This window comes from Streptomyces sp. NPDC101234, from assembly GCF_044767525.1.
GTDB classification, from domain to species: domain Bacteria; phylum Actinomycetota; class Actinomycetes; order Streptomycetales; family Streptomycetaceae; genus Streptomyces; species Streptomyces sasae.
In genome coordinates, this window is record NZ_JBIWOA010000014.1 from 97,811 (window position 1) to 115,703 (window position 17,893).

Sequence of the window (17,893 nt, forward strand, 5' to 3'; positions counted from 1 at the left end):
GACGAAATGTCAGCGCCGCGACCGGCACCCTGGAGGTCCCCGTGCCCGCACTCACCCTCCGTGAAGTCCTCGCTCTTGATCCGGTGCGGGCGGCCCGCCCCGAACTGCTCGCCGGGGAGAGCGCGTTGGACCGCCCCGTGCGCTGGGTCCACTCCAGCGAGGTCTACGAGGGCGCCAACTTCCTCGACGGCGGCGAACTGCTGCTCACCAACGGCTTCGGGCTCACCGACGCCGGTGACGAGGTCCGCCGCCGGTACGTCCGGGAGCTGGCCGCGCGCGGCGCCGCCGGGCTCGCGGTGGAGGTCGGCCGCTCGTTGCCGGCCATGCCCACGGAGGTCACCGACGAGGCCCGCCGGCTGGGCCTGCCCCTGCTGGCCCTGCACCGGGTGGTGCCCTTCGTCCGGATCGCCGAGGCCGCGAACCGGGCGATCGTCGCGCGCGGACTGTCCGGGCGGTCGGTGCTACGGCCCTGGGGCGACGACCACACGGCGGCCCTGCTGGCCGACCTGGCCGACCGGGCCGCCCTGAACCAGCCCGAGGTGGAGGCCCGCTCAGCGCTCGCCGGGTTCCGTCCGGGGCCCGGGGCACGGCTGATCGGGGTGTCGGTGCACGGGACACGGGAGACCGGACCGGTGGACCGGGCGGTACGGCTGCTGGGCGGAACGGCGGTGCTGCGGGCGGCGTTCCCCGGCGACGTCCTGGCACTGGTCGCGCTGCCGGGCGGGCGGGGTGGCTCTGCCGACGGTGCTCGTGCCGGCGGCGGGCGGGGTGGCAGGGGTGCGGGTGTCGGCGCGGGTGCGGGTGGGGGCCTCGGCTGCGGGGACCCCGTCCGTGCCGTCCAGGAGGCCTTCCGTGCGGTCGCCGGGCCCGGGCTCACCGTCGCCGTCGGGCATGCCGTCGAGGCGGCCGGCGGCTGGCTGCACTGGAGCGAGACGCTGCGCGCGGCCCGGACCACCCTCGAACTCGCGCTGACCGTGCCGCCCGCCGAACCCGCCGCCCCCGAAGGCCCGCTGGTGACCTCCGCCCGCGCCCTCGCCCTGGAGCGCGAGCTCACCCGGGGCGGGGTCGCCGCCAACCGCGAACGCCTCGCCGCCCTCGTCCGGCACACCCTCGGCCCGCTGCTCGACTGGGAGGCGGCCCACCCCAGCGACCTGGTCCGCACCCTGGAGACCCATCTGCGCCACGGCTGCTCCCCGACCCGCACGGCCGCCCTCCTCCACATCGGCCGCCAGTCCCTCTACCAGCGCCTGGAACGCATCGAGTCCCTGCTCGGCCTGGAGATCGACGAACCGGACCTGCTGGGCGAACTGCTCACGGCGGCCTGCGCGCACCGGGTGGTGCGGGGCACGGGCACGGCGGCGGCGGGCGGGCTGCGGACGGTGGCCTGAGGGCACCGGGACCTCACCCGTTCGGGGTCGTACCGCGCGGCACACGAGCGCACCCGGGTGCGGGGGCCGCGGAGCGCCCGCACGCTGGGACCGTGGGCCACGGGCGGTGAGGCGATGATCGTGACGATGGTGTCGGTGCCGGACGGGGGCACCGCGCGGATCTCCGTGGCGGAGGCGCGCCGGCGGCTCGCCACGGATCCGTTCCTGATCCTCGGTGTCGAACTGCCCGAGGAGGAGAGCCCGGCGGAGGGCCCGGCGGAGGAACCGCCGACCCGTCGGCTCGGACTCGACGACGAGGACCTGGAGTGGTTCGGCACGAGGGACGCGTCCGCACGGGCCGAGTTCCTGGGCGGCACCGCCGGGTTCGTCGTGCCGGTGGTCCGTGACGAACAGGTCGTCCATGTGCACGTCCTGGCCACCGAGCGCTTCCTGGTGATCGCCCACTGGGGCCGCCGGGCCGGCCTGGAGCGGGACATCACGGCCCAGGTGCGGCGGGAACGGCCCCACGACGCCGTGGCCACGCTGTTCCTGCTGCTCCAGGAGGCGCTCACGACGTTCCGCCGTGCCGCGGTGCACGCGCTGCTCCAGGTCGAGGAGCTGGAGGACGACATGTTCCAGGGGCGGCGTCCCGAGCAGATCTACCGGCTGTCCCAGCTGCGCCGCCACTCCGCCGTCCTGCACCACGCGCTGCTGCCCTACCTCCAGGGGGTCGACGAGGTGATCACCCGCAGGATGATGAGCCGCGACTTCCCGGAGGACCGGCAGCGGCTCGCCCAGGAGTTCCAGCGCGCGGCGCGCCTGGTCCTCGCGGACATCGAGTCCCTCCAGGACGCCACCCGCCGGGCCTTCGCCAGTTACGGCTCGCTGGTCGCGGGCGAACAGAACGGCGTGATCAACCGGCTGGCCATCGTGTCGGTGATCTTCCTGCCGCTGTCGTTCCTGACCGGGTTCTTCGGCATGAACTTCGAGTTCCTGACGAACCGGCTGGAGACCAGGGACGAGTTCTGGCTGCTCGCCGTCGGACTCCAGATGGTCGCCGTGGTCGGCTCGCTCTTCTTGCTGCACCGCAGCCGGATCTGGCGCCGGCTGCGGGACGACGAATAGGACGATCAGGAGGTGCGTGCCCGCTTCCGCAGCGCCGCGTACAGCAGCGCGCTCACCGCGAACCCGACGACCGGGGTGATGTCGCCGAAGGAGGGGTGGTGCTTCGGTACCCAGCCGACGTAGTCCTCCTGGTTGGAGAAGAGCGGGACGGACACCGCCACGCCGATCAGCAGGGCGGCGAGGCCCGGCCAGTTGGTGAAGGAGCGGTCGGTCAGCCGGGCGGCCAGGTCCTGGTCCGTCGCGGTACGGCCCTGGAGCCACCGCTCCACCAGGACCACGCCCAGCCAGGGCGCCACCCAGTACGCGATGACCAGCAGGAACCCCTCGTAGGCCGCCCCCGCGTCGTCCAGCGAGGCCCAGGCCGCCGCCGTACCGGCGATGCCCGACACCACGACCAGTGCGCCGCGGCTCAGCCAGGTGGGGAGTTTCAGTCCGAAGGACGCGATCGAGATCGCGCCGGAGTACACGTTGAGGGCGTTCGCGGAGACCCCGCCGAGCATGATGGCGATCAGCACCAGGTCGCCGAGCCAGCCGGGGAGATGACCGGTGAAGGCCGCCGTCGGGGTGGCGTCCTTCGGGGCGACGATGGTGGCCGAGGCCGCGCCGATGACGGCGACGATCGACACCGACACGAACAGGCCGACGGCCGGCCACAGGACCGTCTTCGCCTTGTTCGCCGTGCGCGGCAGATAGCGCGAGTAGTCCGAGGCGTACGGGTTCCAGCCCGCCGCGTACCCCCAGGCCGCGCTGAACGCGAGCAGGAAGCCGCCGATGCCGCCGCCCGAGCCGCCCCCGCCGAGGTCGGCGTCCTTGAACGTCCACACCCCGGCCAGCAGGAAGATCACCGCGAGCGCCGGGAACGCGTACTTCTCGAAGGTGTGCACGAAATTGTGGCCGATGAAGCCGATCAGGATCTCGGCGACCACGACCAGGAGGAGGGCGGGCAGCGGCCGCAGTCCGGTCAGCGTGTTCAGGGCGAAGGCCGCGCTCACGCTGTTCACCGCGAACCAGCCGACGCCCGCGAGCAGGCCGTTGGCGGCGGAGGGCAGGATGTTGCCCAGGAAGCCGAAGGAGAAGCGGCCGATCACCATCTGGGGGACACCGAACCGGGGCCCGTCCAGCGACAGCAGGCCCTGGGTGACCGCGCCGATCGCGGAGCCCAGCAGGATCGCGGCGGTCGCCGTCCAGAAGTCGAGGCCGAAGAAGAGGACCGCGATCACGCCGATGTAGACGGTCGCGAACTCGATGTTGGGGGATGCCCAGGTCCACAGCAACTGGAGCGGGCCGCCGTGGCGTTCGGCGTCGGGGATCGGTTCCGAGCCCGCCGCCTCCACGGCGATGACCCGGTCGCCGTACTCGGGGGCGACACTGGTGGTGGAACCGGCGGGAGCAGTCGTCATACGAGGTAAGTGTCGGGATCGCGCCCGGTCCGGCCCAGGGGCGCACTGTCCGCTTCGGACGGCTCACCGGCGTACAACCTGCACGCCCCGCACGCGGTCGGGGAGCTCCGGAGGGCCGGTGTCCTCCGGAAGCTCCCTCGAACGGATCGTCAGGAACCGACGGGTCCGTTACTTGTTGACGCAGTGGTTCCCGATCGACGGGCTGAGCAGACTGATGACGCCGATGCTGTTGCCGCACACGTTGATCGGGATGTCGATCGGGATCTGGACGACGTTGCCCGACAGTACGCCCGGGCTGCCGATCGCGGCGCCGTGGGCTTCGGCGCCACCGCCGTCGCCCGCGAAGGCGGCGGTGGAGCCGGTGAGGACGAGGGCCGTGGCGAGGGCGCCGGTGGCGGCGAGAACGCGGATGCGCATGAAAGCCTCCTTGGTGTCGGGGAGATGTGTGACCCAGAACATCCCGCCCGACACCGCAACCGCACGCCTCGCTGGGCCGTTCGGCCCAATCCACGGCCTGATCGGGGCCCGGACCGGGGTTACGCGGCGAGCCGCTCCGCCAGGTCCTTGCCCTTGGTCGCCGCCTCCTGGAGGGCGCGCTCGCGGGAGGCCTCGTAGAGCGGCACGAGCTCGGTCATGGCCGGGTTCTGCGGAGCCATGGTCAGCTCCGGCACGATGAAGTCGACGTCGAGGCCGAGACCGTCGCCGAGAGCCGCGGACAGGTAGTTCTGGACGTACTCGAACGGCTCCCGCGGGGTGCCCGGCGCGTAGGAGCCGCCGCGGCTGGCCACGACGGTGACCGGGGTGCCCTTGGCGGAGGGGTTCTCGCCCATCGTGCGGCCGAACAGCACCACGTTGTCCAGCCACGCCTTCAGCGTCGACGGGATCGTGAAGTTGTACATCGGGGCGCCGATGAGCACCGCGTCCGCCTGCTCCAGCTCCTCGATCAGCTTCACGCGGTCCGCGAAGGCGGCCGCCTGCCCGGGGGTGTGGTCGGCGGGGTCGACGAAACCGGCGAGGTGGGCGTCCGCGGTGATGTGCGGCACCGGCTCCGCCGCCAGGTCGCGGTAGATCACCGTGCCGTCGGGGTGCTGCTCCTGCCACGCCTTGCGGAAGGCGTCGGTGACGGCGCGGGAGGCGGAGGCCTGGCCCGGGAGGAGCGACGAGTCGATGTGCAGAAGGGTGGCCATGGGGGGCTCCAGAAAGTTTGTGGCTGAGAATTCGTACTCAGCTATAGATAACACAGGTGCTTACTTTTTTTCAGCCCCATCCCATGGTGGGGCTGTACCCTGATCCCATGGCGTTGGAGCAGGCCCATGACCCGGAACAGTGCAAAGGCGTGGACGCCGGCATCACGCGCGTCTTCCAGGTGCTCGGGAAGCGATGGAACGGCCCGATCCTGTCCGTCCTGCTGGACCAGCCGACGCACTTCGCCAACCTGCGCCGCGCCATCCCCGGCATCAGCGAGCGCATGCTCTCCGACCGCCTCGCCGAACTCGCCGCCGCGGGACTCGTCGTACGCGAGGTCGACGAAGGGCCGCCGCTGCGGGTCGCCTACCGCCTGACCGCCGCGGGGGCCGCACTGGAGCCCTCGCTCAAGGAACTCGGCGAGTGGGCGAAGGAACACCTGCCGGACCGGCCCTGCTGACCGACGTCAGGACCGCCGCGTGCCCTCCGGCTCCAGGACGGCGTAGTCCGTGAAGCTGCGGCGGTAGCGCACATGCCGGGTGTCCCGGGTGTGCCCGCGCTGCCACTCCTCCACGGCCGCCGGCGACACGCACGGCCCCGACGCCGCCCCACACCGCCTCCTCCCCGGACACGCAGTACGCCTCGTACTCCGGCTCGGCGGTGTCGTCCTGCGTGATCAGATACGGCACGAACCGGAACGTCCGGCGCGGTCGGGTGCCCCGGTGGTCGCTCCGCAGATGCCTGCGCAGCAGTACACAGGCATCGGTCGCCGCACCTGCGTCGCACCGCGCCTCGGCGCCCGCCCGCCCGCCCGCTGCGCCGCGAACTCCGCGCAGGCGGCACAGCCGGGCACCGGTTCCGGTGCCGGTTCTTCCAGGGCCGGGTAACCCGGCGTACTGGAACGCCGGTTGACGGCCCGCACCTCCGCACTCAGCCGCTCCTCGGCCGTCGCCGCCCGGAGCGACTCCGGCCGCGCCTCCCACTCCCGGCCGCCGCCGACCGGTCGCAGCAGCGCGTACGGGCCCGCGGTGCCGCGGTGTTCGCCGGCCTTGTCCGAACGGGGGTCGTAGACGACCGTTCCCGCTTCGATCCGGCTTTCACGGTACGAGCGCACCCATGACCAGGCACGAGCTCAGCGCAGCCAGATGGATCAAAAGCGGCTACAGCGGCAACGACGGCGGCAACTGCCGCGAATTCGCGCCCGAGTTCAGGTCGGTCGTCCCCATCCGTGACAGCAAGACCCCCGACGGCCCGGTCATCGTCGTCGAACGCTCGGTCTGGTCGGTCTTCGTCGCGGGGGTCCCCCTTGAGGTGGATCGGGCGTAGGCCCAGTGACCTGCCCGCGCTCAAGGTCGTTAAGCGGGTCATGCGAAATACGATCAAGAGCCTGATGCTCGGTGCGGCGCTCGCGGGCGTCGCGATCCTGCCGGGAGCCCTGCCGGCGTCCGCCCAGGCGAACCCCGTGCAGTGGCACTCCGCCGGCACCAGCACCCCGGTCGGCAACGCCCGGCTGACCAATCGGCAGGCCCTCGCGCAGCTCGCCGCCGCCGGCATCAAGCGCCCCGTCGGCCACACCTCCCTCGAAGGTGTGCGCGCCCGCACCATCCAGGGTGTCATCGCCCTGAAGAAGGCCAGCCGCTGCACGATCACCATCACCGGCGGCACCGAGTCCGGCCACAGTGCCGGCCCCCGCTCTCACGCCAAGGGATACAAGCTCGACCTGCGTACCCGTAACGAGGGCGCCTGCCTCACCAAGTGGATCAAGACGACCCAGCACAAGGGCACGTCGCGCGGCAACGACCCCCGCTGGTACGGCACCCTCGACCGCATCTCCCTGGAGTACGTCTACGAGACCCCCAAGCGCGGCGGCGTCCACTGGGACGTGACCTTCATCTGACCGCCTCCGCTTCCCCGTCCGTGACGGTGTGCACCGTCACGGACGGGGGTTCATCGCCGGCCGACGATGCGCTCGCCGGTCAGCCGCAGGGCCGTCGCGGTACGCCCCCGCACCGCCCTGGTTCGACGCGGCGCCCTGAAAGGGCAGACCAGGGGGCAACTTGCCCTACAGGGGCGGGAATTGGCCATCCCGCGGGGCCGCCGGTCCTATGCTGACCGGGTCTGCTGAGGCCGGTGGCGCGGGAGGGATCGTGGCAGCTCTGGAGCCGGGCGATCCGCGCTCCGTCGGGGAGTACCAGCTGCTGGGGCGGCTCGGCGCGGGCGGGATGGGCCGCGTCTATCTGGGGCGCTCGCCGGGTGGGCGGGCCGTCGCCGTCAAGGTCGTGCACGCCGAACTGGTCGCGGGGCAACCGGAGTTCAGGTCCCGTTTCCGCCGCGAGGTGGAGGCCGCGCGCAAGGTCAGCGGTGCGTTCACGGCGCCGGTCGTGGACGCCGATCCGGACGCCTCGCTGCCGTGGCTGGTCACCAGCTATATCGCCGGGCCCTCGTTGCAGGAGGCGGTGACCGAGCGGGGGCCGCTGCCCGCCGCCGACGTGCTCGCGCTCGCCGCCGGGCTGGCCGAGGCGCTCACCTCCGTCCACGCGGCCCGGCTGGTCCACCGCGACCTCAAGCCGTCGAACGTGCTGCTCGCCGAGGACGGGCCGCGGGTCATCGACTTCGGCATCGCCCGCAGTGTCGAGTCGGCCACCATCACACGGGCCGGGCTGATGGTCGGCTCGCCCGGTTTCATGTCGCCGGAACAGGTCGCGGGCGGTGAGGTGACCGGCGCGAGCGACGTGTTCTCGCTGGGTGCGGTCCTCGCCTATGCGGCCACCGGCGGCAACCCCTTCGGGAACGGCCCCACCCCGGCGCTGCTCTACCGCGTCGTCCACGACGAACCCGACATCGGGGCCGTCACCGATCCGGCCCTCGCCTCCCTCATCGCCGCCTGCCTGGCCAAGGACCCGGCCCGGCGGCCCACTCCGCGCGAGATCCTGGCCGGAATCGGCCCCACGGCCGACGCCACCACCTTCCTCCCGCGTTCGGGCCCGGTCGCGGTCGCGGATCCGGATCCCCGGGCCGACCTGGCACAGGACCCGGCAGGGGAGTCGGTACGGACTGTGGCGCCGCCCGCCGTCCCGACCCGCCCGATCACCCGGCTCGACACGGCCCAGCAGCTGCCGTACGAGACGAGACCCGAGACAGGGGCAGGAGCAGGGCCCGGGACGAAGCCGGGTGCGAGTCGCCGTGCCTTCCTCGTCTCCGGGGGAGTGCTCGCCTTCGCCGCGGTCGCGGCCGTACCGGTCGCGCACTACGTCAACCGGGGCGGGGGAGGGAAGCCCGGCCCGCACGCCGCCGCCGGCGGCGTCTCCGTACCCTCGCCGCTCGACGCCTGGCCGCTGGACGAGACCTCCGGGACGGTCGCCGCCGACGACACCGGGCAGTACCCCGGCACCGCGACCGCGGTGGGCTGGGGGCGGGGCAAGGACGGGGCCGCTCTCTTCGACGGCGGGTCCAGCCAGATCGTGACCCGGGGGCAGGTGCTCAGGACCGGCAAGGGCCGTAGCTTCACCGTCTCCGCGTGGGTGAGCCTGAGCGGGCGGCCGTCGTTCTTCGCCACCGCCGTCGGCCAGGACGCCGGTGACGTCAGCGGCTTCTACCTCCAGTACTCGCCCGCCGAGAACCGCTGGGCCTTCGCCCGTCCCGGCCTGCGCGCCCTGTCGTACACCGTCCCGAAGCCGGACGTCTGGACCCACCTGGTCGGCGTCTGCGACGCGGCACGCGGCCAACTCCTGCTGTACGTCGGGGGAGTCCAGGAGGCCGGTATCAACGACAGCAACCCCGTCGCCGCCCACGGACCCCTGACGATCGGCCGCGCCACCGGCAGCACCGGCCCCTCCGACTGGTTCCCCGGCTCCATCAAACAAGTCCAGGTGTTCCAGCGGGCGTTGAGCGCGGCCCAGATCAAGATGCTGCTCTAGAAGGCCGTTGCCCTCCGTGCTTCAGCCGGTGTGGTGGCCTCGACGACCGTTTCGACGGTTCCCGTCTCCAGTCGCAGCACATGGCCGGAGACGGAGGCGACGACGTCGTCGGACATCAGCGGGCTGCCGAGGAGCTTCGCGACGTCGTGCCGCACGGTCTCGACCGGGTCCGTCACGGCCTTCGCCTTCAGGGCGGCGTCGTCCAGTCCCGCCAGGTCGGCGAAGGACCGGCGGAATCCGGGGTCGGCGAGCAAGCCGGTTCCGCACTGCGTGTGGTGGATGACGGCGACGTCCAGGCGTACCCCGAAACGCGCGGCGAGGAAGGCGAAGCCCGGAAGCCGTCGAGGTTCTCGACCGGTGGCTGGCCGTTCTGCACCCCGATCAGCAGACGCGCCGACGGAACGGAACGCCCTCGGCCGTCGGAAAGGCGCGGGAGGTGCGGCCGGTCGCCCGGTTCAGTCGGTGCGCGGATCGTCCGGCTTGAGCGACTTCAGGAACTCGGGGTTGTCGTCCGGCGCGACCCACCGCTCACGCGGCTGTCGGGACCTGCCCGCGATCAGCCAGGCCACCGGGCCGACCAGGACCTCGCCGAAGAGCAGGATGATGAACACCCACGCCAGCTTCGGCAGGCCGCGGACCTCGTCCTCGGGGGTGTTGAGGCAGTCCACGAAGGTGTAGATCCACAGGGCGAGGACCAGCAGGTAGGGCAGATACCTGAGCATGGCGGCCAGGGTAGCGGGTGGGCGCTGCCGGCGACGGGGGGCGCGGGCATGATGGTCTCCCTCGGCCGGGAGGGGATCAGTGGGGGTGTGGGGGTTGTCTCGCAGACGCTGGGCCGCGACGGCCGTCGCGGTGGCCGGTCTGACGGCCGGCGCCGTACTGGTGGCGGGCGAACTGGACTCACCGGTGTTCGGGCTGGCACAGGGGCCGCTGGCGGGGGACCCGGCGTGCGCGCGGCTCGCCGACCGCTACCCCGACCGCCTCGACGGCGCCGCCCGCGACCGGGTCACCTTCGAGGGGCTCGCGGTGTGGGGCCACGGGGAGGTGGAGCTGCGCTGCGGTGTCGCCCAGCCGGGCCCCACGACGGACGCGTGCGTCAGCGTGGACGGGGTGGACTGGGTGTGGCGGGAGTCGGCGACGGACGGCCGCAAGAAGCTGGTCACCTACGGCCGCAGCCCGGCTGTGGAGGTCTCGGTCACGGACTCGGCGACCCGCCCGGACGCGCTGCTGGTGGACCTGAGCAACCTGGTCGCGCCGATCAGGAAGGGCGCCAAGTGCCTTGAGAGCGGCGGGCATTGAGTGACGGGGATCGAGCGGCGGGGAATGAGTACTGGACATTGCGCGCCGGGCGTCAGCCGGACGCCCGCTCCGCCAGCAGTGGCCGTGTGATGGCGCGGATCTGGGCCCCCGTCAGCCGGCTCACGTACTTCGCGGCGATCTTCCCGTCGCGGTCGATGAAGAGGGTGTACGGCAGCGCCGGCGCCCTGTAGCCCCTGGGCAGCCGGAGGAGCTGACGGCTCGCGGGGTCGTGCAGGCTCGGATAGACCAGCTTGTGCTCGTTCTGGAACGCCCGCCCCCTGGCCCGCTCCGCATCCGTGTCCACGCCGAGCACCTGGACGCCCTTGGCGGCCAACTCCTGCTGCACCTTGGAGAGTTCGGGTGCCTCGGCCCGGCAGGGGCCGCACCAGGACGCCCAGACGTTCAGGACGACGACCTTGCCCCGGTAGTCGGCGAGCCGTACCGCCCTGCCGTCGAGGCTGCTGCCGGTGAGGTCGGGTGCTGTCTTCCGGTCGGCGGCCGGGACGCGGGTCAGCGGCGAGGCGGGGGAGCCGCCGGTCTCCTGCCGCGGTGCACAGGCGGCGAGCGAGCACGTGAGCAGCAGCAGGGCGAGCAGCGGTAACGGGCGGTGAGGTGTCACGGCCGTCGAGTATCGCAGGGGGCGGTGACCGGGCCCGGACCCCGGGTGGCCGATACTGGGACACATGGCTTACGACGATCTTCGCTCCCTGCTCAGGGCACTGGAGCGCGAGGGAGACCTCAAGCGTGTCAAGGCCGAGGTCGACCCGTACCTGGAGGTCGGGGAGATCGTCGACCGGGTCCAGAAGTCCGGCGGACCGGCGCTGCTCTTCGAGAACGTGAAGGGGTCGTCGATGCCCCTCGCGATGAACGTGTTCGGCACCGACCGGCGCCTGCTCAAGGCCCTCGGCCTGAAGTCGTACGGCGAGATCTCCGAGAAGATCGGCGGGCTGCTGCGCCCCGAGCTGCCGCACGGGTTCGTCGGGGTGCGCGAGGCGTTCGGGAAGCTCGGCGCGATGACGCACGTACCGCCGAAGAAGGTGAAGTCCGACAACGCTCCGGTGCAGGAGGTCGTCCTGCACGGTGACGAGGTCGACCTGGAGCAGCTCCCGGCCCTGTTCACCTGGCCGCAGGACGGCGGCTCCTTCTTCAACCTGGGGCTGACCCACACCAAGGACCCGGAGACCGGCATCCGGAACCTGGGCCTCTACCGGCTGCAGCGCCACGACAAGCGCACCATCGGCATGCACTGGCAGATCCACAAGGACAGCCGCAACCACTACCAGGTGGCGGCGCGGCGGGGTGAGCGCCTCCCGGTCGCGATCGCCTTCGGCTGCCCGCCCGCCGTGACCTACGCCTCCACCGCACCCCTCCCCGGTGACATCGACGAGTACCTCTTCGCCGGGTTCATCGCGGGCAAGCGGACCGAGATGGTCGACTGCAAGACCGTTCCGCTCCAGGTCCCGGCGCAGGCGGAGGTCGTCCTGGAGGGCTGGCTGGAGCCGGGCGAGATGCTGCCGGAGGGGCCCTTCGGCGACCACACCGGCTTCTACACCCCGCAGGAGCCGTTCCCGGCGCTGACCATCGACTGCGTGACGATGCGGAAGCGGCCGCTGCTCCAGTCGATCGTCGTCGGCCGCCCCCCGACGGAGGACGGCCCGCTCGGCCGCGCCACGGAGCGCTTCTTCCTCCCGCTGCTGAAGATCATCGTCCCGGACATCGTGGACTACCACCTCCCCGAGGCCGGCGGTTTCCACAACTGTGCGATCGTCTCGATCGACAAGAAGTACCCGAAGCACGCGCAGAAGGTCATGCACGCGATCTGGGGGGCGCACATGATGTCGCTCACCAAGCTGATCGTGGTCGTCGACTCCGACTGCGACGTCCACGACCTGCACGAGGTCGCCTGGCGGGCCCTCGGCAACACCGACTACGCCCGTGACCTCAGCATCGTGGAAGGCCCCGTCGACCACCTCGACCACGCGTCGTACCAGCAGTTCTGGGGCGGCAAGGCGGGCATCGACGCGACGAAGAAGTGGCCCGAGGAGGGCTACACCAGGGACGGGGGCTGGCCGGACATGGTCCTGTCGGACCCGGATACGGCGGCTCTCGTGGACCGCCGCTGGAAGGAGTACGGCCTGTGAGCTCCGCCTCCGCAGCACTCCCGCAGCCGGGACGCACCAAGGCGTTCCTCCGCCTGGTGATGATCGAGCACTCGGTCTTCGCGCTGCCCTTCGCGTACATCGCAGCGCTGACCGCGATGTTCGAGCTGGACCGGAACATCCACTGGGGACGGCTGCTCCTGGTCACCATCTGCATGGTGGGCCTGCGCACCTTCGCGATGGCGGTGAACCGGATCATCGACCGCGAGATCGACGCCCGGAACCCGCGCACGGCCCACCGTGAGCTGGTCACCGGCGCGATGAGCGTGAAGCACGCCTGGACCGGCGCGCTGATCGCGGTGGCGGTCTTCCTCGGCTCGGCGGCCCTGCTCAACCCCCTCTGCCTGGCGCTCGCGCCGGTCGCCGTGATCCCGATGGTCGTCTACCCCTACGGCAAGCGGTTCACGAACTTCCCGCAGGCCATCCTCGGCCTCGCCCAGGCCATGGGCCCGATCGGCGGCTGGCTGGCGATCACCGGTGAGTGGTCCTGGGACGCGGTGATCCTCGGCCTCGCCGTCGGTATCTGGATCGGCGGCTTCGACCTGATCTACGCCTGCCAGGACGTCGAGACCGACCGCGAGATCGGCGTGCTGTCGGTCCCGGCCCGCTTCGGCATCCCGGCGGCGATCTGGGGCGCCCGGGTGTGCCACGCGCTGACGACGGCGCTGTTCGTCTGGTACGCCCTGGCCACGCACGCCGGCGCGTTCTTCTGGCTGGGCCTGCTGATCGTGGCCGGAGCGTTCGTCTACGAACACACGATCGTCCGCCCCCACGACCTGTCCCGTCTGAACCGGGCGTTCTTCTCGACGAACGGTTTCATCGGCATCAGCCTCTTCGTCTGCGCCCTGATCGACCTGCTGGTGCGAGGGCTCTCGGTTTAGCCCCTTCGAGTGGCGGCGATCGGACGGCCGGTCCCGGGGGCCTCCACGGGTTACGTTGTCCGAAGTCCCCGCCGCGGCGGGGATGATCCGAGGGCGATTCCCATGCATCCGTTCACGGTCAACTGCGCCCCGGCTGCGCGGGGATCGCGCCCAGGCTGCCGCCCCGTCCTGAACACGATGGGGCGCGCCGGTACGCTCGTGGTGTGAACGCAGGAGAATCGCAGCGCGTGCCTTGGATCGTGGGGGTGTCCGGGGCGTCCGGTACGCCGTATGCCGCCGCTGTGCTGCGCGCCCTGCTGGCGGCCGGGGAGAGCGTGGACCTGGTGGTCTCCCGGGCCTCACGGCTCACCCTGCTGGACGAGACCGGGATCTCCTTCCGGGACGCACACTGGCAGGAAGACCTGGGGGAATGGCTGGCGAGGGGCGCCGACGGCAAGCCGGGGACCTTCGAGACCGACCTGACGCGGGTGCGGTACTGGAACGCCGGGGACCTGGCCGCGGGGCCGTCCTCGGGGTCGTATCCGGCCAAGGGCATGCTGATCGTGCCGGCGTCCACCGCGGCCGTCGCCGGGGTCGCGCTCGGGCTCTCCAAGGACCTGCTCCAGCGGGCGGCCAGTGTGACGCTGAAGGAGCGCCGCCCGCTCGTCGTCGCCGTCCGCGAGACCCCCCTCAACGGCCAGACACTGCGCCATCTGGTCACCCTGGACGACCTGGGTGCGGTCGTCGTCCCCACCTCGCCGGCGTTCTACGCGGGCGCCACCCACATCCAGGACCTCGTCGACTTCGTCGCCGGGCGGGCGCTGGACGCGGTGGGCGTCGGGCACCGGCTCTACCGCCGCTGGGAGGGCGACCTCGGGGGCGGCAGCAAGTAGCAGTACTCGGCACCAACGGCACTACCGGCACCACTGGCAGCACCGGCACCACCTCTGCAGTACCTCTCATCTACTTCGGGAACTTTCAGCGGAAGGCTTCGATCGCATGGACGCCGTGGACAGGCAGCTCATCCAGGCCCTGAGGGAGAACGGCCGGGCCTCGTACGCGGAGCTGGGGCGCCTCGTCGGACTGTCGGGACCGAGCGTCACCGACCGCATCAACCGGCTGGAGGCGGCCGGGGTCATCACCGGCTACCGCGCGACCGTCGACGCGGCCTCGCTCGGCCTCGGTGTAACCGCCCTGATCGGCATCTCCCTCTCCGACGCGGCCGACCACGAGGACGTGGCACAGCGGCTGCGGGACCTGCCGGAGATCGAGGACTGCTGGTTCATCGCCGGCGACGACTCCTTCATGCTCAAGGTGCGCTCCACGGACGTCGACGGGCTGGAGAAGACCATCCGGAGGCTGTCCGGCACGAAGGGCGTGTCCCGGACCCGCACCACGATCGTTCTCTCCACGAAGTGGGAGAACCGGGTGGGTGAGCTGCCCGAAGAGTCCTAGGCGCGGAGCGCCGTTTGGGGGCACCTCCCGCCCGAAGGGCGGGGGAGTACGGTTGGTCGAGCTGTCGTAGAAAGGTTGAGGTATGGACGTCGGGCTCAAGCGTGAGCTGGAGGAGAAGGTCCGCTCCGGCGAGCGGCTGTCCCGCGAGGACGGCATCGCGCTGTACGAGTCGGACGACCTGGCCTGGCTGGGCGGCCTCGCCCACGAGGTGCGGACGCGGAAGAACGGCGATGTCGTCCACTTCAACGTCAACCGCCACCTCAACATGACCAACGTGTGCACGGCGTCCTGCGCCTACTGCTCGTTCCAGCGCAAGCCGGGCGAGAAGGACGCGTACACGATGCGCATCGAGGAGGCGGTGAAGCTCGCGAAGGCGATGGAGAACGAGAACCTCACCGAGCTCCACATCGTCAACGGCCTGCACCCGAACCTGCCGTGGCGCTACTACCCGCGTTCGCTGCGGGAGCTGAAGGCGGCCCTTCCGAACGTCTCGCTGAAGGCGTTCACCGCCACCGAGATCCACCACTTCGAGACGATCTCCGGTCTGTCCGCCTCCGAGATCCTCGACGAGCTGATCGACGCCGGCCTGGAGTCCCTGACCGGCGGCGGTGCGGAGATCTTCGACTGGGAGGTCCGCCAGCACATCGTGGACCACCGCACCCACTGGGAGGACTGGTCCCGGATCCACCGCCTGGCGCACGAGAAGGGTCTGAAGACCCCGAGCACCATGCTGTACGGCCACATCGAGGAGCCCCGCCACCGCGTCGACCACGTCCTGCGCCTGCGTGAACTCCAGGACGAGACGAACGGCTTCCAGGTCTTCATCCCGCTCCGCTACCAGCACGACTTCGTGGACATGAAGGACGGCAAGGTCCGCAACCGCCTCCAGGCCCGCACCCAGATGGCGACCGGCGCGGAGGCCCTGAAGACCTTCGCGGTCTCCCGGTTGTTGTTCGACAACGTTCCGCACGTGAAGGTCTTCTGGGTCATGCACGGCGTGCAGACGGCCCAGCTGGCCCTCCAGCACGGTGCGGACGACATGGACGGCTCGGTGGTCGAGTACAAGATCACCCACGACGCGGACAACTACGGCACGCCGAACAAGCTGACCCGCGAGGACCTCCTGGACCTGATCCGCGACGCGGGCTTCCGCCCGGTGGAACGGAACACGCGCTACGAGATCATCCGCGAGTACGACGGCCCGGACCCGGCGCGCCGCGAGTCCCCGCAGCCGATGCGTGTGTGAGTGGGCCCGGTTATCGGGTGCGGGCGCGTCGTGGTTTGTCGCGCAGTTTCCCGCGCCCCTAAAAGAAGGGGCGCGGCAGTGCGCCCCTTCAGGGGCGCGGGGAACTGCGCGATCAGCCCCCATGCACCCGTACCCGACAACGCACCCTGGTCCGCATGGCGAATAGTCGTCGCACACGCCCCCGTGTAATAGATACGATCGCGCCATGCCCCTTACCTTCACCCTCGACCCCGCAGTCACCCCCGCCCTCCGCGACGGTGTCCTCGACCTGTGGACGGACGTCTCGAACGCCGGCGGAGCCGTCGGCTTCGTCGCGCCCGTGACCCGGGGGGAGATCCGTCCGGAGCTGGTGAAGCACATGGTGGCCATGGCCGAAGGCCGCAACCGGCTGCTCGTCGGGCAGGACGAGACCGGTGACGTCGCCGCCACCGCCTTCTTCTCCTTCAACACCCACCGGCTGATGACGCACTGGGTGTGGCTGTACACGGTGATGGTGCATCCGAAGCACCAGGGGCGCGGGTACGGACGGGACCTGCTCGCGGCCGCCGCCGACGAGGCCCGTCGCTTCGACGGGATAGACGCGATACGGCTCACCTGCCGTGGCGGTCACGGCCTGGAACGCTTCTACGGCTCCTGCGGCTACAAGGAGGTCGGCCGGGTCCCGGGCGCGATCCGGGTCGCGCCCGGGGACGACCGCGACGACATCACCATGCTGTTTCCGCTCACCTGACCCCGGTGCAAGATCGGTCCCGTGCCGTGCTTCACTGGACGGTGCCCCTTTTCGTCATCGGAAGACTGGATTGAGATGCTCCGCTACACGCTGATGCGCCTCGGTATCTTCGCGGGCTGCCTCCTCGTCGTCTGGGGCCTCGTCTACGCCGGCGCGTTCCCGCGTGGCTTCGGCGACTCCAATCTCCTGTGGGTCCTGCTGCTCTCCCTCGTCCTGTCCGCGCCGATCAGTTTCATCGTGCTGCGCAAGGAGCGGGACCGCGCCTCCGTGCAGGTCTCGCAGCGGGTCGACCGGATGAAGGCCAACATCGAGGCCAACCGCAGCCAGGAGGACGACGCGGTCGACGAGGCGGAGGCCCAGACCCAGGGCCAGGCCCAGACCTCTTCCTGAGCGACGCCCGCGCCTGCGGACCCAACTAGGCTTGGTCTCCATGGGGACCGTGAAGACCAAGCGGATGCCGCGCGCGGTGCGTGAGCAGCAGATGCTGGACGCCGCCGTGCGGACCTTCGGGCAGCGCGGCTACATGGCCGCGTCGATGGACGAGATCGCCGAACTCGCCGGTGTCTCCAAGCCGTTGGTGTACCTGTATCTCAACTCGAAGGACGACCTGTTCGCGGCGTGCATCCGCCGTGAGGCGAAGGCGCTGACCGAGGCGGTCCGGGCCGGCGTGCACCGCGAGCTGCCCGCCGACCGCCAGCTCTGGGACGGGCTCCAGGCGTTCTTCGCGCACACCGCCGAACATCCCGACGGCTGGTCGGTGCTGCACCTCCAGGCGCGCACGCACGGCGAGCGGTTCGCCTCCCAGGCGGCGGCGATGCGCACGGAGATCGTGGAGTTCGTGACCCAGTTGATCGTCGTGGCCGCGCGCGAGGCGCACCGCGATCCCGACCTGCCCGAACGCGAGGTCGTGGGGCTCGCCGAGGCGTTGGTCGGCGCCGCCGAGTCCCTCGCCGACTGGGCCAACGCGACCCCCGGAGTCACCGCCAGGCAGGCGGCGGCGACCCTGATGAACTTCGCGTGGGCGGGTCTGGGCAACCTGATGGAGGGGCGTCCCTGGTCCCAGCCGACGGTGTCTTCTGATTGATTTCGCGGCGTTTTCCGCGCACAGAACGCCCACAGTGAATTGACATCGAAAATAAATCTGGGAAAG

General features: G+C 71.1%; 23 protein-coding genes. 15 read left to right on the plus strand and 8 right to left on the minus strand.

What is annotated here, in order from left to right; translation table 11 throughout:
- Positions 1–41: 41 nt before the first annotated feature.
- Positions 42–1,388: a PucR family transcriptional regulator gene (locus ACIRR9_RS25565; RefSeq protein WP_403755968.1), complete on the plus strand. Its 1,347-nt coding sequence runs from the start codon at positions 42–44 to the stop codon at positions 1,386–1,388.
- Between the two features lie 114 nt (positions 1,389–1,502).
- Positions 1,503–2,492, plus strand: a complete 990-nt coding sequence (locus ACIRR9_RS25570; protein ID WP_403755971.1) for a CorA family divalent cation transporter — start codon at positions 1,503–1,505, stop codon at positions 2,490–2,492.
- A 5-nt stretch (positions 2,493–2,497) separates the two neighbouring features.
- On the opposite strand, the gene ACIRR9_RS25575 is transcribed toward ACIRR9_RS25570, so the two are convergent.
- From ACIRR9_RS25575 to ACIRR9_RS25585, 3 genes are all read right to left on the minus strand, one after another.
- Entirely contained in the window at positions 2,498–3,892 is a 1,395-nt protein-coding gene (locus tag ACIRR9_RS25575; RefSeq protein WP_403755974.1) for a purine-cytosine permease family protein, read from the minus strand.
- A 168-nt stretch (positions 3,893–4,060) separates the two neighbouring features.
- On the minus strand, positions 4,061–4,309 hold the full coding sequence (locus ACIRR9_RS25580) for a chaplin (RefSeq protein WP_403755977.1): 249 nt from the start codon (positions 4,307–4,309) through the stop codon (positions 4,061–4,063).
- A 119-nt stretch (positions 4,310–4,428) separates the two neighbouring features.
- Complete coding sequence (locus ACIRR9_RS25585) at positions 4,429–5,079, minus strand: NAD(P)H-dependent oxidoreductase (RefSeq protein WP_365335754.1); 651 nt, start codon at positions 5,077–5,079, stop codon at positions 4,429–4,431.
- A gap of 107 nt (positions 5,080–5,186) precedes the next feature.
- Between ACIRR9_RS25585 and ACIRR9_RS25590 the strand changes: the two genes are divergently transcribed.
- Positions 5,187–5,537, plus strand: a complete 351-nt coding sequence (locus tag ACIRR9_RS25590; protein ID WP_365335757.1) for a helix-turn-helix domain-containing protein — start codon at positions 5,187–5,189, stop codon at positions 5,535–5,537.
- Between the two features lie 6 nt (positions 5,538–5,543).
- Here the strand turns inward: ACIRR9_RS25590 and ACIRR9_RS25595 are convergent, their stop codons facing one another.
- Together ACIRR9_RS25595 and ACIRR9_RS25600 are read right to left on the minus strand one after the other, a co-directional pair.
- Positions 5,544–5,666, minus strand: coding sequence for a hypothetical protein (locus tag ACIRR9_RS25595; protein WP_403755981.1), 123 nt, complete (start codon positions 5,664–5,666; stop codon positions 5,544–5,546).
- An 87-nt stretch (positions 5,667–5,753) separates the two neighbouring features.
- Complete coding sequence (locus ACIRR9_RS25600) at positions 5,754–6,191, minus strand: hypothetical protein (protein WP_403755984.1); 438 nt, start codon at positions 6,189–6,191, stop codon at positions 5,754–5,756.
- 2 nt (positions 6,192–6,193) lie between these two features.
- Here ACIRR9_RS25600 and ACIRR9_RS25605 point away from each other — a divergent pair, with 2 nt between their 5' ends.
- The 3 genes from ACIRR9_RS25605 (at position 6,194) to ACIRR9_RS25615 (ending at position 8,994) form a co-directional block, all read left to right on the plus strand.
- The gene (locus ACIRR9_RS25605) at positions 6,194–6,403 is read left to right on the plus strand and encodes a DUF397 domain-containing protein (protein WP_403755987.1); all 210 of its coding nucleotides are present in this window, start codon (positions 6,194–6,196) and stop codon (positions 6,401–6,403) included.
- Between the two features lie 40 nt (positions 6,404–6,443).
- A complete protein-coding gene (locus ACIRR9_RS25610) occupies positions 6,444–6,974 on the plus strand; it encodes a hypothetical protein (RefSeq protein WP_403755990.1) in 531 nt (176 codons plus the stop codon).
- A gap of 250 nt (positions 6,975–7,224) precedes the next feature.
- Positions 7,225–8,994, plus strand: coding sequence for a protein kinase (locus ACIRR9_RS25615; protein WP_403755993.1), 1,770 nt, complete (start codon positions 7,225–7,227; stop codon positions 8,992–8,994).
- Here the strand turns inward: ACIRR9_RS25615 and ACIRR9_RS25620 are convergent.
- Positions 8,991–9,248 carry a hypothetical protein gene (locus ACIRR9_RS25620; RefSeq protein WP_403755996.1) on the minus strand — a complete coding sequence of 86 codons (258 nt, stop codon included), beginning with the start codon at positions 9,246–9,248 and terminating at the stop codon, positions 8,991–8,993. The genes ACIRR9_RS25615 and ACIRR9_RS25620 overlap by 4 nt on opposite strands.
- Positions 9,249–9,449: 201 nt before the next feature.
- Entirely contained in the window at positions 9,450–9,716 is a 267-nt protein-coding gene (locus ACIRR9_RS25625; RefSeq protein WP_403755999.1) for a PLD nuclease N-terminal domain-containing protein, read from the minus strand.
- A gap of 94 nt (positions 9,717–9,810) precedes the next feature.
- Here ACIRR9_RS25625 and ACIRR9_RS25630 point away from each other — a divergent pair, with 94 nt between their 5' ends.
- Positions 9,811–10,293: a DUF3515 family protein gene (locus ACIRR9_RS25630; RefSeq protein WP_403756002.1), complete on the plus strand. Its 483-nt coding sequence runs from the start codon at positions 9,811–9,813 to the stop codon at positions 10,291–10,293.
- 52 nt (positions 10,294–10,345) lie between these two features.
- Here the strand turns inward: ACIRR9_RS25630 and ACIRR9_RS25635 are convergent, their stop codons facing one another.
- Positions 10,346–10,912: a TlpA family protein disulfide reductase gene (locus ACIRR9_RS25635; RefSeq protein WP_403756005.1), complete on the minus strand. Its 567-nt coding sequence runs from the start codon at positions 10,910–10,912 to the stop codon at positions 10,346–10,348.
- Between the two features lie 64 nt (positions 10,913–10,976).
- Here ACIRR9_RS25635 and ACIRR9_RS25640 point away from each other — a divergent pair, with 64 nt between their 5' ends.
- From ACIRR9_RS25640 to ACIRR9_RS25675, 8 genes are all read left to right on the plus strand, one after another.
- Positions 10,977–12,434, plus strand: coding sequence for a menaquinone biosynthesis decarboxylase (locus ACIRR9_RS25640; protein WP_123975060.1), 1,458 nt, complete (start codon positions 10,977–10,979; stop codon positions 12,432–12,434).
- Positions 12,431–13,333: a menaquinone biosynthesis prenyltransferase MqnP gene (mqnP, locus tag ACIRR9_RS25645; RefSeq protein WP_403756009.1), complete on the plus strand. Its 903-nt coding sequence runs from the start codon at positions 12,431–12,433 to the stop codon at positions 13,331–13,333. Before ACIRR9_RS25640 ends, mqnP begins: the two co-directional genes overlap by 4 nt.
- A gap of 227 nt (positions 13,334–13,560) precedes the next feature.
- Complete coding sequence (locus ACIRR9_RS25650) at positions 13,561–14,205, plus strand: UbiX family flavin prenyltransferase (RefSeq protein WP_403756012.1); 645 nt, start codon at positions 13,561–13,563, stop codon at positions 14,203–14,205.
- A 106-nt stretch (positions 14,206–14,311) separates the two neighbouring features.
- Positions 14,312–14,767, plus strand: coding sequence for an Lrp/AsnC family transcriptional regulator (locus tag ACIRR9_RS25655; protein WP_403756015.1), 456 nt, complete (start codon positions 14,312–14,314; stop codon positions 14,765–14,767).
- Positions 14,768–14,849: 82 nt separating this feature from the next.
- The gene (mqnE, locus tag ACIRR9_RS25660) at positions 14,850–16,013 is read left to right on the plus strand and encodes an aminofutalosine synthase MqnE (protein WP_365335783.1); all 1,164 of its coding nucleotides are present in this window, start codon (positions 14,850–14,852) and stop codon (positions 16,011–16,013) included.
- Positions 16,014–16,218: 205 nt separating this feature from the next.
- Positions 16,219–16,743, plus strand: coding sequence for a GNAT family N-acetyltransferase (locus ACIRR9_RS25665; RefSeq protein ID WP_403756019.1), 525 nt, complete (start codon positions 16,219–16,221; stop codon positions 16,741–16,743).
- Positions 16,744–16,818: 75 nt separating this feature from the next.
- The gene (locus ACIRR9_RS25670) at positions 16,819–17,133 is read left to right on the plus strand and encodes a DUF4229 domain-containing protein (RefSeq protein ID WP_403756021.1); all 315 of its coding nucleotides are present in this window, start codon (positions 16,819–16,821) and stop codon (positions 17,131–17,133) included.
- Between the two features lie 40 nt (positions 17,134–17,173).
- The gene (locus tag ACIRR9_RS25675; RefSeq protein WP_123975047.1) at positions 17,174–17,827 is read left to right on the plus strand and encodes a TetR/AcrR family transcriptional regulator; all 654 of its coding nucleotides are present in this window, start codon (positions 17,174–17,176) and stop codon (positions 17,825–17,827) included.
- The last annotated feature ends 66 nt before the right edge of the window (positions 17,828–17,893 follow it).